This window comes from Actinoplanes sp. NPDC048791, from assembly GCF_040650095.1.
In the GTDB taxonomy this organism is placed as follows: Bacteria; Actinomycetota; Actinomycetes; order Mycobacteriales; family Micromonosporaceae; genus Actinoplanes.
The window spans coordinates 1-13,060 of the sequence record NZ_JBEZGQ010000137.1 but is presented as its reverse complement, the minus strand read 5'-3'; the positions used below and the strand labels follow the sequence as shown (position 1 = coordinate 13,060).

The following is a 13,060-nucleotide window of genomic DNA, read 5'->3' as shown; positions in this document are numbered from 1 at the left end:
TCAGTGGCCTGCCGGGTCCGCCTTCTCCGTTGCGGGAGGCCTTGCGCCGGCCCAGGTCCAGAGGGCGAAACCCGCGGCCATGGCGAGCATCGTCTGCACTCCTCGCGGCGAGAAGATGTGGCTGTCGATGAAGGACCAGCCGGCTACAAGCAGCACCACGGTGCCGGGAAGCACCCGGAGGCCGTGCCGGCTGCCCAGCACGACCGACGCGGCCAGCGTGGCGGCGAGGAAGGCGTACACGCCGACAGCGCCGAGCCGGTCTCCTGTCGCGTACAGCGCCAGCACCAGTCGTCGCAGCTCGGCCGGGTCTCCGGGCTGCCCGGCAACAGTGCCGGCGCCGATCCCGGCCACCGCGTCCAGGCCCGTGTATCCGGCGGCGTAGACCGCTGCGCAGATCCAGGCGACGATCCGGGCCACCCGGGGAACGACGGCGCGGGGCCGTTCCCGCAACAGCACCACGAATCCCAACGCCAGCAGCGGAAAGATCGGCAACAGGGCGATGTGCAGCCACACCCAGTGATGGGCCGTCGCGGCCGACAGCCCGCTCGGATGGACGAGGCCGAGCTTGGGCTCGAGCCGCTCGTGCCAGTCACCCTTGGCGCCCGCGCCGAAGAAGACGAGGGCATAGAGGATGACGAAGAGGAGACCGAGCACGGCGAGCTGCCGCCCGGGATGACTCTGTCCCTGTGGTGGTCGTGCCACGACTGTCGATCTCCTCGTGCTTTTCGGCCGCGGCGGGAGCGCGCGGCGCTGGGGATGAATCGGGGGGCAGGCGGACGCCGGACCGGTGGCCCGCCACGCAGGCGGGTTTCCGGCCGATTTGCCCGGCGCCGATTATTCACAACAACGAGCCGTTCGGCTGCCCCGCCTCACGGCCTGTCGTACTTTTCCGGTGCGGCCCGCGGTGGGAACGGGCCGCAGCCGTCAGTCCTTGGTCTTGCGGGTCTCGACGACCGGGCTCTCGATCGGCGTCGTCACGCCGGGCTCGGTGACCGGGTCGGCGGCGACGGGCTCGTCGTCCGGGACGACCTCGTCGACCGGCGTCTGCTTGACGACCTTGGCGATCGCCGGGCGGGCGAAACGGGCGTTCACCCCGGGCGAGATCTCCACGGTCACGACGTCGTCGGCCACGTCCACCACGGTCGCGTGCAGGCCGCCGATGGTCACGATCTCGTCGCCGGGGCCGAGCGCGGACTGCATCTGCTGAGCCTCACGGCGCCGCTTCTGCTGCGGGCGGATCATCATGAAATACATGACGCCGAAGAGCAGGACGATCAGAAGCAATGGCGTGAAACTGCCACCGCCCTGCGCTTGAGCTGCGATAGACACGAAGACGACCTTCCAGACTGGCCCAGGGGCCCGCGGCGCGGCGTGGGGCACACGACGGGGCGATATACACATCCCGTTCGAACGGCGGCGAGTCTAATCCCTCTACCTGGGAAGTAAGTAAGCGGCACACGTCACGTTCACATTACGGAGAGCTTTCGGCGTCCCGGGCGAACAGGTCGGGTTGCTGCGGCAGCACGCCTCGCCCCTCCGGTGGCCGCTTGCCGAGGTGCTGCCAGCCCGCGTCGGTGGCGACCCGGCCCCGCGGCGTACGCGCGAGCAGCCCCGCCCGCACCAGGAACGGCTCACACACCTCCTCCACGGTGTCGGACTGCTCCCCCACCGCCACGGCAAGGGTGGAGAGCCCGACCGGCCCGCCCCGGAACGACTCGATCAACGCGCGCAGCACCGCCCGGTCGAGCCGGTCCAGTCCCAGTTGATCCACGTCGTACACGGTCAGAGCGGCCTTGGCGGTCGCCTCGTCGACGATGCCGTCGCCGCGGACCTCGGCGTAGTCGCGGACCCGGCGCAGCAGCCGGTTGGCGATGCGCGGGGTGCCGCGGGAGCGCCCGGCGATCTCGGCCGCACCCTCCGGGGTGATCGGCACGCCGAGGATGCGCGCGGAGCGGTGCAGCAGCGCGTCGAGGTCGGCGGGCGAGTAGAAGTCCAGGTGGGCGACGAATCCGAAGCGGTCGCGCATCGGCCCGGAGAGCAGCCCGGCCCGGGTGGTGGCACCGACCAGCGTGAACGGTTCCACGTCGAGCGGGATGGCAGTGGCCCCGGGCCCCTTGCCCACGACCACGTCGACCCGGAAGTCCTCCATGGCGCTGTAGAGCAGCTCCTCGGCGGGTTTGGCGATGCGGTGGATCTCGTCGATGAACAGCACGTCACCCTCGGCGAGTCCGGTGAGGATGGCCGCGAGGTCGCCGGAGCGTTCGATGACCGGGCCGCTGGTGGTCCGGATGCCGGTGCCCAGCTCGGCGGCGACGATGTTGGCCAGGGTGGTCTTGCCCAGCCCGGGCGGCCCGCTGAGCAGGATGTGATCGGGCGGGGTGCCGCGGCCCATCGCACCCTTGAGCAGCAGTTCGAGCTGGTCGCGGACGCGGTGCTGGGCGATGAAGTCGGCCAGCCGGCGGGGCCGGACGCTGGCCTCGGCGTCGAGCTCCTCGTCCTCGGCGAACGGCGAGACGACGTCGCCGGGATCGTCGGTCATCGGGTGCGGCCCAGCAAGCGGATCGCCTGGCGCAGCAGCACGGGCACGGCCGGCACCTCACCGTCGAACGACTCGGCGACCGCGGCGACGGCCTGGTCGGCCTGCTGCGCCGACCAGCCGAGCGCGATCACACCCTGGCGCACCTGCTCCTGCCAGCCGCCGCTGAGCGAGCCGGCCACCCCGTCGGGCCCGGTGGACACCGCGCCGATGCGGTCGCGCAGCTCCAGGACCAGGCGTTCGGCGCCCTTCTTGCCGATCCCCGGCACCCGGGTCAGGGTGGCGATGTCCCCACTGGACACCGCGCGGCGGACGACCTCGGGCTGGTGCACGGCGAGCACCGCCTGGGCCAGCCGCGGGCCGACCCCGCTGGCCGTCTGGAGCAGCTCGAACAGGTGCTTCTCGTCGTCGTCGGCGAAGCCGTACAGGGTCAGCGAGTCCTCGCGCACGACCATGCTGGTCGACAGCCGGGCCTCGACCCCGGCCTTGAGCCCGGCCAGGGTGGCGGGCGCGCACTGCACCTGCAGACCGACACCGCCGACCTCGATCACGGCACTGTCGGTGGCGATCGCGGCCACCACGCCACGCACGCTGGCGATCATCGTCGGGGTCCTCCCCTGCGAGCGGAGGCGGCGGCCACGGCCGCGGCCTGGATGCGGGCGCGGGTGCCACCGCGCCAGATGTGACAGATCGCGAGGGCCAGGGCGTCGGCGGCGTCGGCCGGGCGCGGCGGGGCGTCCAGCCCGAGCAGCCGGGTGACCATGCTGGTGACCTGGGCCTTGCCGGCGGTGCCGGAGCCGGTGACGGCCGCCTTGACCTCGCTGGGCGTGTAGGTCTGCACGGGCAGCCCGGCCCGCGACCCGGCCAGGATGGCGACGGCGCTGGCCTGGGCGGTCCCCATCACGGTACGGACGTTGTGCTGGCTGAAGACCCGCTCGACGGCGACACTGTCGGGCTTGTGCTCGGCGACCAGCTCCCCGAGCGACTTGTCCAGGTGCAGCAGCCGCAGTGCGATGTCCTCGTCGGGCTCGGAGTAGACGACGTAGTAGCCGATGAGCTTGCCCGGCCGGCCGGGCACACCCTCGACCACGCCGACGCCGCACCGGGTCAACCCCGGGTCGATGCCGAGCACCCGCACCAGAACTCCCCTCGGACGTGTGTTCGACACCCTATGGGATGGGCCGGGTCCGGCTGCGAGCGACACACACATCTCGATCAAGATCAAAATCAAGGGCCTGTCGTGCCTGGTTGCATGGCGCCGGCCGTCGCTCCCGCCGAGGTCGGGCGAGGGCGGCCAATCGCCTGGCGGCTCATGGGCGGCCACCCTCGCCCTGCCGTCTGATTGCATGGCCGAGGTGGTCTTGGTGGCCGTCTTGCGCCGGCCCGGCGGTGCGCCGACCATGGGGGTCGGGAGGTCACCATGGCTTACCTGATCCCGCCGATGGAGGACGAGACTCCGCCGGACTTCATCGCCTTCGTGGCCGCACGGCGCGACATGCTGCTGGACGAGGCGGCCCGGCTGATCGGCGGCGACCGCTCGGCGCCGGAACTGTGCATGCAGGTGCTGACCGACCTGGCCGGCCGGTGGCGCTGGCTGACCTGGATCAGCCGCCTCACCCACCGCGACGCCGCAGCGCAACACCTGGACCGCCGCCTGACGGCCCGGACGAAGCAGTGGCGCGAGGACCAGATCTACCCGGTCGAGGTGAACGTCCTCCGAGAGAACGCCCTGCCGGAGAGAGCCCTGGAACCGGTCGGCGCGCCGGCGACGACCGCGCTGTATCAACGCCCACCGACCCCACCGGACGAGTCACTGGCCCAGCAACTGGCCTACTTCCTCCCATCGACAGTCCGCGCCGGCTCAGAGGTGGTGGCGGACGCGGAAATAGCCTGGGTGCACGCCTACCGCCGCTACGTGTGGCACCGCTACCTCCGAATGGGCGGCGGCATGGTTTTGCTGGTCGGCGGCATGGTCCAGTTCATGTCCCAGTTCTCCGCCACCACCTGAACGGGGAAGGCGCCGCTACCAAGCCGCTTCCGGGCCGAGACTGATCCGGCGTTGGCGAAGCTGGGGCACGAACCGCCCGACCGTCTCGTAGTCGGCGTCCTCATGCAGCACGGTCAGCTTCAACTTGATCGCCGTGGCCGCCACGATGAGGTCGGCCACGGAGAGTCCTCGATGCGCACTACGCGGCGCGAGCTCGTGGCGGATGGCAGCAGAGAGGTCCCATACGCCATCCGGGATGGTCACCGGGACGTAAGTGTCGATCAGGGAGGTTTCGGTTTCGACGTAGTCCTTCGTATCCGCTATTTGCAGCGTTTCGGCGAGCACCGGCTCGCAGAGGGACAGCAGGCCCCGCTGCACCAGCTCATGCCAGACCGGGTCAACCTGCCGTCGGACGATGCGCGTCAATGCACTGGAGTCGACGAGGTATCTCATTCTTCGGCAGCGTCCAGTTGGCTGTAGTCGAAGAGACCTTCGTCGTGCATCCGCTGGAGGCGCTCCATCGCCGCACGGCGTTTTCCGCGCTCCTCCTCGACCAGGCGCCGGAGCGCCTCGTTGATCGCCGCGTTCAGCGACGGCGCAGAGATCTGCCGTTGTGCCTCGGCGAGGAGCTCGGCGTCGATTTCTTCCTCGGTGATGGGGCTGGTCGCCAGGTCGGTCAAAGCGCCCTCCTGTGGATCGGTCACTTCCAACCCCTTCACCGTACTAGTCGCGTGAACAGTTGTCACGCGTCAATGGCTGCCATCACTTCGTCGCTCACGTCGAGGTTCGCGTAGATGTTCTGGACGTCGTCGCAGTCCTCGAGGACGTCGATGAGTTTGAAGCACTTGCGGGCCGCTTCCTCGTCCACCGGGACCGTCATGGTCGGGACCAGGGAGGATTCCGCCGAGTCGTACTCGATGCCGGCTTCCTGCAGGGCCGTGCGGACCGCCACCAGGTCGGTCGGCTCGCTGACCACCTCGAACGCCTCGCCCAGGTCGTTGATCTCCTCGGCGCCCGCGTCCAGGACCGCCAGCATGAGGTCGTCCTCGGACAGGCCGGCCTTCGGGACGATGATCACGCCCTTGCGGTTGAACAGGTACGAGACGCTGCCGGCGTCGGCGAAGGTGCCGCCGTTGCGGGTCAGGGCCGTACGGACCTCGGTCGCCGCGCGGTTGCGGTTGTCGGTCAGGCACTCGATCAGCAGCGCCACGCCGTTGGGGCCGTAGCCCTCGTACATGATGGTCTGCCAGTCGGCGCCGCCGGCTTCCAGGCCGGAGCCGCGCTTGACGGCGTTGTCGATGTTGTTGTTCGGGACCGAGCTCTTCTTGGCCTTCTGGATGGCGTCGTAGAGCGTCGGGTTGCCGGCCGGGTCACCACCGCCCGTGCGGGCCGCGACCTCGATGTTCTTGATCAGCTTGGCGAACATCTTGCCGCGCTTGGCGTCGATGACAGCTTTCTTGTGCTTCGTCGTCGCCCATTTGGAGTGGCCGGACATACAAAACCTCCGTGTTAACCGTGCGTCTTCGGCCTGCCCTTCCAACCGCCCCGCCGCCGCCCCTTACCGGGCTGAGGACTGACGAACGATCTCGACGAAGTACCGGTGGACGCGGAGGTCGCCGGTGAGCTCCGGGTGGAAAGCCGTGGCGAGCAGGTTGCCCTGCCGAACGGCGACAATCCTACCGGCGGCCGGCCCGGACGTGACGCGGCCCAGCACGCTGACTTCCGCGCCGACCTCCTCGACCCAGGGCGCCCGGATGAAAACGGCGTGGAAGTCGTCACCGGGAATGTCGTCGATGGCCACGTCGGCCTCGAACGAGTCGACCTGCCGCCCGAACGCGTTGCGCCGTACGGTCATGTCGATCCCGGCGAACGACTCCTGATCGGGCCGCCCGTCCAGGACGGTCGTGGCCAGCATGATCATGCCGGCGCAGGAGCCGTAGACGGGCATCCCGCCGGCGATGCGCTTGCGGATCGGCTCGAGCAGCCCGAACGTGATGGCCAGGTTGCTCATGGTGGTGGACTCACCGCCGGGGATGACCAGGGCGTCGACCTGCTCGAGCTCCTCGGGCCGGCGGACCGGCCGGGCCAGGACGTCGCTCTCGGCCAGGGCGGACAGATGCTCCCGTACGTCGCCCTGGAGGGCGAGCACTCCGATGTTCATGAACCCCTCAAATGGTTTTCGCCACTCACGCAGAAGGAAGGGCGCAGGGTCCTGTTCTGGAGCGACAGCTCCTCGGGGCCCTGCGCCCGGCCTCGGCGGGAGCGACGGTCAGTGCCATGCAACCAGGCACGACACCTTGTTCTTATGATTTACCAGCCACGCTCGGCGAGCCGGTGGGGCTGCGGGATCTCCTCGACGTTGATGCCGACCATGGCCTCACCCAGCCCGCGCGAAACCTTGGCGATCACGTCGGGGTCGTCGTGGAAAGTGACGGCCTTGACGATCGCGGCGGCGCGCTGGGCGGGGTTGCCGGACTTGAAGATGCCGGAGCCGACAAAAACGCCCTCGGCGCCGAGCTGCATCATCATCGCCGCGTCGGCCGGGGTGGCGATGCCGCCCGCGGTGAACATGACAACCGGCAGCTTGCCGGCCGCGGCGACCTCCTTGACCAGGTCATACGGCGCCTGCAACTCCTTGGCCGCGACGAACAGCTCATCCTCGGCCAGCGACGTCAACCGGCGGATCTCACCGCGGATGGTGCGCATGTGCGTGGTGGCGTTCGAGACGTCGCCGGTGCCGGCCTCACCCTTGGAGCGGATCATGGCCGCACCCTCGGTGATCCGCCGCAACGCCTCACCAAGATTGGTGGCGCCACAGACGAAAGGCACGGTGAAAGCCCACTTGTCGATGTGGTTGGCGTAGTCGGCCGGCGTCAGCACCTCGGACTCGTCGACATAATCGACGCCGAGCGACTGCAGCACCTGCGCCTCGACGAAATGCCCGATCCGAGCCTTGGCCATGACCGGGATGGAAACGGCGCTGATGATCCCGTCGATCATGTCAGGATCACTCATCCGCGAAACGCCACCCTGGGCCCGGATGTCCGCCGGCACCCGCTCCAGCGCCATGACCGCGACAGCACCGGCATCCTCAGCGATCTTGGCCTGCTCCGGCGTAACCACATCCATGATCACACCACCCTTGAGCATCTCGGCCATCCCCCGCTTCACGCGAGCGGTACCGGTGAGGGACGTGGGGCTCTCAGAGCTGGACACAGCGAAGACTCCTTAAAGGGGTTGATCTCGCCCCGATTTTACGGCGGTCGGGGGGTGCCACCGATGGCCAATCGACCCCTAGGTGGCCTGCTCCGGCTCCTTTCCTTCCCCTTTTTGTCAAGATCAAATTCTGGGTCGTGGCTGGGTGGAGGGTGCTGGACGTCGCTCACGCCGAGGTCGGTCGCTTCGCTTCCTGCCTTGTGCGGGACCACTCGCTCTCGCCCGCGCTGCGGGCAAACCCCGGCTACGCCTCCAGGTTCGCTTGCGCTTTCGCGCTGCTCGGGGCGGGGTCGCGTGGTGCGGACCTCATGCGCTGCCTTGCGGTGCGGGGGCGGCGCGCTATGCCCGGCCGGCCCGGCCGCCAGGCCAGCCGAAAGGCTGGGCGGCCGAATGGGGGCGGAGCAGCTCGGGTGGCGGCACGGCCCGAACGGCGGGCGGCCCTGCCAGCGAGCGGGCGGGGCGAGGGACGGCACGCGGCTGGGCTGGGCTGGGCTGGGCTGGGCTGGGCTGGGCTGGGCTGGGCTGGGAGATCTTGGTAAAAATTGGCCGCCATAGCGGCCTCTTCAGTCCCATGAGATGTGTCAGTGTTGATGTCCCGATACATGTGTCACCCGTGCAGGATCTTGAGCGTGTGGGTGTGTCCTGCCGTATATGGCTTTGCGGCGGCATGTGATGAACCTGCTCGATGCCCAGTTGGCTGCTGGGGTTGATCTGAACGCGGCCGCGTTCGCCCGGGAACACGGCGTATCGCCTCGCACCGTCTACCGGCACCGGGCACGGATCCGCGCCGAAGGCCAGTGGCAACCCCGGTCCCGCCGGCCCCATCACAGCCCGCAGATGACACCGGCGGAGCTGGATGCCTGGATCTGCAAACTCCGCACCGAGCTCGGCCCGGACAACGGCGCCGACTTCATCCATGACGCCCTGGACCAGGTCCACGCCAGCACCGACCCGCTCTGGCGGGTGCCCTCACGGTCGACGATCAACCGGGTCCTGGCCCGCCACGACCTACTGGCCCGCACCCCGACGAAACGACCACGTAGCTCCTGGCGACGCTTCGCCTATGCCCGGCCCCGGGACTGCTACCAGATCGACGCCACCCAAGTGAGCCTCGCCGACGGCACCGTGGTGGTCGTCTTCGACGTCCTGGACGACTGCACCCGCCTGCTGGTCGGCTGCCACGCCGCACCGGGCGAAACCGCAGCCGCGGCGGTCACCGCGATCCGGCAGGCCTTCGACACCCACGGCGTTCCCGCGATCGTGCTGTCCGACAACGGCATGGCGTTCACCAGCCGCCGCACCCAACCCGGATCGGTCTCCACCTTCGTGCAATGCCTGCTCGACCACGGCGTCAGACCGGTCAACTCCAGCCCGTACCACCCCCAGACCTGCGGCAAGGTCGAACGCCACCACCAAAGCCTCAAGAAATGGCTGCACACCCAGCCCGCCCCGGCCACCATCACCGACCTGCAAACTCTGCTCAACGCCTACCGCGACCACTACAACACCCGACGCCGACACAGCGCCCTACCCCACCGGAGCACCCCACAACAAGCCTGGCAGCAAGCAAGCAACCACGGCGGCCCCGCCAGCCTGCCCATGCAAACCGACGCCAGCCTGCACCGCTGCACCGTGACCGTCACCGGCGCGATCGCCGTGGCCGGACACCGCACCAGCGTCGGCACACGCCACGCCGGCACCACCGTCACCGCCATCCGCGACCGCAACCACATCACCGTCTACGACCCCGACGGCCAACCACTGGGCTACTTCCAGCTCGTCCCGGACCGCAACTACATCACCCTCACCCACACACCATGATCAACAAACAGTGACACATGTCCCGGGACATCCCCTTGACACATGTCCCGGGACACGACAGTCGCTATAGCAGCCACCCGCTACCAAGGTCTTCAGGGGCGCCAGCCGGCGGCCTTGAGGGCGGCGCGGAGTTGGGCAGCGACGGAAGCCGGGGCTTGGCGTAGGGCCCAGGCGGGGAAGCGTAGGACACGGTCGCCGGCGATCCACAGGTCGTTCTGGCGTTGCATGTCGGCCCAGGCGTGCTGAGGGTCGAAGTGTTGACCTCCGTCGACCTCGACGTGGATTCGCCACTGTTCCCAGTAGGCGTCCAGGTAGCGTCGGCGCCCAGCCGCGTCCCGGCGAACCAGCTGGCGAGCGGGCTCGGGCAGGCCGTGGGCGTCGCACAGCCGGGTCAAGTTGATCTCGGCGAGTGAGTGAGCTCCACCGGCGGCGTCCCGTGCTGTTTGCAGGATCAGTTGGCGGCGGCGCGCCCGGCAGAGCCGGTCCAGCACCGCCTCGACGCTCCTCAGCGCAACCAGCCGTTGTTGGAAACAGGCCGCGATCACGATCCGCGCCTGGTCGTCCGACCGGGCCCACTGCGCCGCGTCGATGATCGACCGCGCCATCCTCGTCCGTGGTGGCCGGCCATTGGTCAGCACGTCGGCGGCGTCCAGCCGAGTGCTGCGGTGCACGACAACGTCCGGCCCGAGTCCGGTAGGGCGGCGTTCGGCGGGCAGGAGCAGGTGGATCTTGTCGTCCGCATGGCCACGGAGACCCCCGGTCTCGGCGGCGCTCAAACCCGCGAGCGTCGCGCCGTCACCGGCGGCCAGCACTGCGATCCAGCGGCGCTGACCAGGGGTGATCGGTCCGTTGTGCGTGACCAGGACCGACCGGTGCGGCTGCTGCCACTTTCCCGTCTCGACGCGGTGGCGGACGGCACTGCGGGAAAGGCGTGCGACAGCGTGCGCCACGGAGACTACTGAGTTCACCGGGCCAGCATGGCGGACGGCGCCTGCCTGTGGACAAGCCTGTGGATAACTAGCCGAGGACGCGGTCCAGGTAGGCGTTGGTGAAGGTGCGGGCCGGGTCGAGCTGGTCGCGGACAGCCACGAATTCGTCGAACTTCGGGTAGGCCCGGCGCAGCGATTCCGCGTCGCGGTAGTGCATCTTGCCCCAGTGCGGCCGTCCGCCCAGCGGCTCACACACCGCCTCGAACGCCCGGAAGTACGGCTCGTACGGGCTGCCGCTGAACTGGTGCACCGCGATGTACGCCGAGTCGCGCCCGTAGCCGTGCGACAGCCAGATGTCGTCCGGGCCGGTGAACCGCACCTCGACCGGGAACTGCACCTTGAACGGCAGCTTCTCGATGATCCGGGGCAGCGCTCCCAGCGCCTCGCCCAGGCACTCGCGGGGGATCTCGTACTCCATCTCGGTGAACCGGACCCGGCGCGGTGTGCAGAAGACCTGGTCGGAGCGGTCCGTGTACGTACGGGCGGTCAGCGCACGAGCAGCGACGGCGCTGATGCCCGGCACGGTCGCCGGGACAGCCCGGCCCAGCCGGCAGGCGGCCTGGAAGACCGTGTTGGCCAGCAGCTCGTCGTCCAGCCAGCCCCGGAACGCGGACAGCGGCCGGTCCGAGACCGCCACCTTGTTGTTGCGCTTGAGCTGGGCCCGGTCCGTGTACGGGTACCAGTAGAACTCGAGGTGATCGTTGGTGGCGATGCCCTCGTCCAGGCTCGCGAGCACCTCGGACAGCGGCATCGGCCGTTCGTCGGCGAGCAGCACGAACGCCGGCACGCAGCGCAGCGTCACTTCCACGAGGACACCCAGCGCCCCGATGCCCAGGCGGGCCGCGGGGAACAGGGGCGAGCTCGCATCGATGCGCTGCACTTCGCCCGTACCGGTGACCAGGGTGACCGCCTCGACGCAGGAGGCGAGCGTGGAGTGGGCTTGACCACTGCCGTGCGTACCGGTGGAGATGGCCCCGGCGACCGTCTGCTGGTCGATATCGCCCAGATTGGGCATCGCCAGGCCGTGCTCCGCCAGGAGCCGGTTGAGCCGGTGCAGCGGCATGCCCGCCTGCACCGTGACCAGGTCGCCGTCGACCGCGACCAGCTCGCTGAGCCGGTGCAGCAGCAGCCGCCGGTCGTCGGCCACCGCGATCGCGGTGAACGAGTGCCCGCTGCCGACCGCCTTGACTTTGTGTCCGGTGGCGGACGCCTCCTTGACGAGGGCGGCCACCTCGTCGACAGTGCCAGGAGTCAGGACCTCGGCGGCCACGGACTGCTGGTTACCGCCCCAGTTACGCCAGTGCAGAGACATAGTCATTCCGGCTTTGTCCTCCCGACGAGCGGACAGTCGCACAAAACCGGGAATGCCGCGTGTCCCCGGCGTCCCGTCGATGCATCTCGCTCGTTGATCCGAGTAACGTTCCCATTATCACTGCTGAGAGGGAGTGGCGACGCGTGTCGACACCAACCGTCACCACCGGACCGCTGCGGCGGGTTCCGGTGCAGGGCAGAAGCGTTGCCCGGGTCCAGCGCATGCTCGACGCCTGCGCGGAGCTGGTGGACGAGGTCGGGTACGAGGGCCTGACCACGACCCTGCTCGCCGAGCGGGCCGAGGTCGCCATCGGCTCGGTCTACCAGTTCTTCCCCGACAAGCGGGCCATCGTCCAGGCCCTCGCCATGCGCAACATGGACGCGTACCTGCAGTCGCTGTCGGCACGCTTCGCCAACGAGACGTTCGCCCACTGGTGGGACGGCGTGGACGCGGCGATAGACGCCTACATCCACATGCACCGCAGTGTGCCGGGCTTCCGGACGCTGCACTTCGGTGACGTGGTGGACCTGCATCTGCTCGACGCCGAACGCGACAACAACGCGGTCATCGCCGACCGGCTGGCCGAGCTGCTGGTGGAGCAGTTCCAGCTGATGGACCGGGCGCGGCTGCGCTTCGCCCTGCTCATCGCCGTGGAGGCGTCGGACGCGCTGATCAAGCTGGCGTTCCGGCGCGACGTGACCGGCGACGAGGCCGTGCTGACCGAGGCCAAGGCGCTGATCAGGGAGTATCTGCACCGGCACGTGCCCGCCTGAGTCAACCGAGGAACGCATACCCCTCTCCCCGGTACGTCGGGGTCGGCGCGGCCGTGTCGCCGTCGACGAGGTGCACCTCGTTGACGTGCTCACACAGCTCGCCGGCCTTGGCGTGGCGGAACCACACCCGGTCGCCCGGCCGCAGGTTCTCGGCCGCGGCGCCGAGCAACGGCGTCTGCACCTCGCCGGCGCCCTCGTCGCCGCGCATGTGCAGGCCCTCGGGCAGCCACGGGGTGGGCTGGCGGGACGGTCCGGTCGGCCCGGAGGCGATCCAGCCGCCGCCGAGCACGGTCGCGATCCGTGGGCCCGGCCGGCGGACCACCGACAGCGCGACGAACGCCGCCGGGGTCGGCTGCCAGGCGCGGTAGCCGTCGAACAGGGTGGGTCCGAACAGGCCCGAGCCGGCGGCGACCTCGGTCACCGACG

Annotated in this window: 15 protein-coding genes and 1 pseudogene; 3 read left to right on the top strand and 13 right to left on the bottom strand. The window is 69.4% G+C overall.

Annotated features, from left to right (window positions below; translation table 11 throughout):
* The 5 genes from AB0C29_RS13355 to ruvC form a co-directional block, all read right to left on the bottom strand.
* Complete coding sequence (locus AB0C29_RS13355; RefSeq protein WP_360819586.1) at positions 1–702, bottom strand: hypothetical protein; 702 nt, start codon at positions 700–702, stop codon at positions 1–3.
* 222 nt (positions 703–924) lie between these two features.
* Positions 925–1,329 carry a preprotein translocase subunit YajC gene (gene yajC / locus AB0C29_RS13350; protein WP_360557168.1) on the bottom strand — a complete coding sequence of 135 codons (405 nt, stop codon included), beginning with the start codon at positions 1,327–1,329 and terminating at the stop codon, positions 925–927.
* Positions 1,330–1,471: 142 nt separating this feature from the next.
* On the bottom strand, positions 1,472–2,539 hold the full coding sequence (ruvB, locus tag AB0C29_RS13345; protein ID WP_360819580.1) for a Holliday junction branch migration DNA helicase RuvB: 1,068 nt from the start codon (positions 2,537–2,539) through the stop codon (positions 1,472–1,474).
* Positions 2,536–3,138, bottom strand: coding sequence for a Holliday junction branch migration protein RuvA (gene ruvA, locus AB0C29_RS13340; RefSeq protein WP_360819577.1), 603 nt, complete (start codon positions 3,136–3,138; stop codon positions 2,536–2,538). Before ruvA ends, ruvB begins: the two co-directional genes overlap by 4 nt.
* Positions 3,135–3,674: a crossover junction endodeoxyribonuclease RuvC gene (gene ruvC, locus AB0C29_RS13335; RefSeq protein ID WP_360819574.1), complete on the bottom strand. Its 540-nt coding sequence runs from the start codon at positions 3,672–3,674 to the stop codon at positions 3,135–3,137. The genes ruvA and ruvC overlap by 4 nt, the downstream gene beginning before the upstream one ends.
* Positions 3,675–3,956: 282 nt before the next feature.
* Between ruvC and AB0C29_RS13330 the strand changes: the two genes are divergently transcribed.
* Positions 3,957–4,544: a hypothetical protein gene (locus AB0C29_RS13330; RefSeq protein WP_360819571.1), complete on the top strand. Its 588-nt coding sequence runs from the start codon at positions 3,957–3,959 to the stop codon at positions 4,542–4,544.
* A gap of 15 nt (positions 4,545–4,559) precedes the next feature.
* Here the strand turns inward: AB0C29_RS13330 and AB0C29_RS13325 are convergent, their stop codons facing one another.
* From AB0C29_RS13325 to pdxS, 5 genes are all read right to left on the bottom strand, one after another.
* The gene (locus tag AB0C29_RS13325) at positions 4,560–4,976 is read right to left on the bottom strand and encodes a PIN domain-containing protein (RefSeq protein ID WP_360819569.1); all 417 of its coding nucleotides are present in this window, start codon (positions 4,974–4,976) and stop codon (positions 4,560–4,562) included.
* A complete protein-coding gene (locus AB0C29_RS13320; RefSeq protein WP_360819583.1) occupies positions 4,973–5,227 on the bottom strand; it encodes a type II toxin-antitoxin system VapB family antitoxin in 255 nt (84 codons plus the stop codon). Before AB0C29_RS13320 ends, AB0C29_RS13325 begins: the two co-directional genes overlap by 4 nt.
* 38 nt (positions 5,228–5,265) lie before the next feature.
* The gene (locus AB0C29_RS13315; protein ID WP_360557176.1) at positions 5,266–6,018 is read right to left on the bottom strand and encodes a YebC/PmpR family DNA-binding transcriptional regulator; all 753 of its coding nucleotides are present in this window, start codon (positions 6,016–6,018) and stop codon (positions 5,266–5,268) included.
* Positions 6,019–6,081: 63 nt separating this feature from the next.
* The gene (gene pdxT / locus AB0C29_RS13310) at positions 6,082–6,684 is read right to left on the bottom strand and encodes a pyridoxal 5'-phosphate synthase glutaminase subunit PdxT (protein ID WP_360819566.1); all 603 of its coding nucleotides are present in this window, start codon (positions 6,682–6,684) and stop codon (positions 6,082–6,084) included.
* Positions 6,685–6,833: 149 nt separating this feature from the next.
* Positions 6,834–7,739, bottom strand: a complete 906-nt coding sequence (gene pdxS / locus AB0C29_RS13305) for a pyridoxal 5'-phosphate synthase lyase subunit PdxS (RefSeq protein WP_360819563.1) — start codon at positions 7,737–7,739, stop codon at positions 6,834–6,836.
* Between the two features lie 651 nt (positions 7,740–8,390).
* Between pdxS and AB0C29_RS13300 the strand changes: the two genes are divergently transcribed.
* A complete protein-coding gene (locus AB0C29_RS13300) occupies positions 8,391–9,560 on the top strand; it encodes a DDE-type integrase/transposase/recombinase (protein WP_360819560.1) in 1,170 nt (389 codons plus the stop codon).
* Between the two features lie 92 nt (positions 9,561–9,652).
* Here AB0C29_RS13300 and AB0C29_RS13295 read toward each other — a convergent pair whose 3' ends face one another.
* Positions 9,653–10,372, bottom strand: coding sequence for a DUF559 domain-containing protein (locus AB0C29_RS13295; RefSeq protein WP_360819557.1), 720 nt, complete (start codon positions 10,370–10,372; stop codon positions 9,653–9,655).
* Positions 10,373–10,577: 205 nt separating this feature from the next.
* Complete coding sequence (locus AB0C29_RS13290; RefSeq protein ID WP_360819554.1) at positions 10,578–11,867, bottom strand: D-arabinono-1,4-lactone oxidase; 1,290 nt, start codon at positions 11,865–11,867, stop codon at positions 10,578–10,580.
* Between the two features lie 137 nt (positions 11,868–12,004).
* On the opposite strand from AB0C29_RS13290, the gene AB0C29_RS13285 reads away from it, so the two are divergent.
* Entirely contained in the window at positions 12,005–12,634 is a 630-nt protein-coding gene (locus AB0C29_RS13285) for a TetR family transcriptional regulator (protein ID WP_360819551.1), read from the top strand.
* 1 nt (position 12,635) lies between these two features.
* Here the strand turns inward: AB0C29_RS13285 and AB0C29_RS13280 are convergent.
* Positions 12,636–13,060 (bottom strand): annotated as a pseudogene (locus AB0C29_RS13280) (amino acid deaminase/aldolase); the annotation flags it as partial.